Source organism: Burkholderia sp. SRS-25 (assembly GCF_004343765.1).
Classification (GTDB): Bacteria; Pseudomonadota; Gammaproteobacteria; order Burkholderiales; family Burkholderiaceae; genus Burkholderia; species Burkholderia contaminans.
Genome location: NZ_PTXM01000061.1, coordinates 1 through 755 on the forward strand (window position 1 = coordinate 1; position 755 = coordinate 755).

The window sequence follows — 755 nt, forward strand, 5'->3', positions numbered from 1 at the left end:
AAGTGGCTAGTCTAACCGCAAGGAGGACGGTCACCACGGTAGGATTCATGACTGGGGTGAAGTCGTAACAAGGTAGCCGTATCGGAAGGTGCGGCTGGATCACCTCCTTTCCAGAGCTTCTCGCAAAGTTGAGCGCTCACGCTTATCGGCTGTAAATTTAAAGACAGACTCAGGGGTCTGTAGCTCAGTCGGTTAGAGCACCGTCTTGATAAGGCGGGGGTCGTTGGTTCGAATCCAACCAGACCCACCATTGTCTGGCGGTAGGTACCTGAGGTTATCTGTACTCATGGGGGCATAGCTCAGCTGGGAGAGCACCTGCTTTGCAAGCAGGGGGTCGTCGGTTCGATCCCGTCTGCCTCCACCAATCTTCAATGACAAACATTCGAATGACGATTGTTCGAGTCTTTGTCATTGGCGATTGAGCCAGTCAGAGTGATATGAGTAACACCATATCGGCTGTCGTTCTTTAACAATCTGGAAGAAGTAAGTAATTTGGATAGCGGAAGCGTCTATGAGATGGACGTGGAAACTATCCGGGTTGTGATTGTATCGATGTATCTCAAGATGATTCGAACTCTATGTTTGACTCAATTGGAATACGGCACAACGCGAGAACTCAACCTGTAACGAGACAGACTCGTTATAGGGTCAAGCGAACAAGTGCATGTGGTGGATGCCTTGGCGATCACAGGCGATGAAGGACGCGGTAGCCTGCGAAAAGCTACGGGGAGCTGGCAAACAAGCTTTGATCCGTA

Annotated in this window: 2 tRNA genes and 2 rRNA genes; all 4 read left to right on the plus strand. The window is 50.3% G+C overall.

Annotated elements, in window-relative coordinates:
• A 16S ribosomal RNA gene (locus C5O79_RS37885) occupies positions 1-110 on the plus strand; the annotation flags it as partial.
• A gap of 63 nt (positions 111-173) precedes the next feature.
• Positions 174-250 (plus strand) — tRNA-Ile (locus C5O79_RS37890).
• A gap of 38 nt (positions 251-288) precedes the next feature.
• Positions 289-364: transfer RNA gene (locus C5O79_RS37895), tRNA-Ala, on the plus strand.
• A 282-nt stretch (positions 365-646) separates the two neighbouring features.
• Positions 647-755 (plus strand): 23S ribosomal RNA (locus tag C5O79_RS37905); the annotation flags it as partial.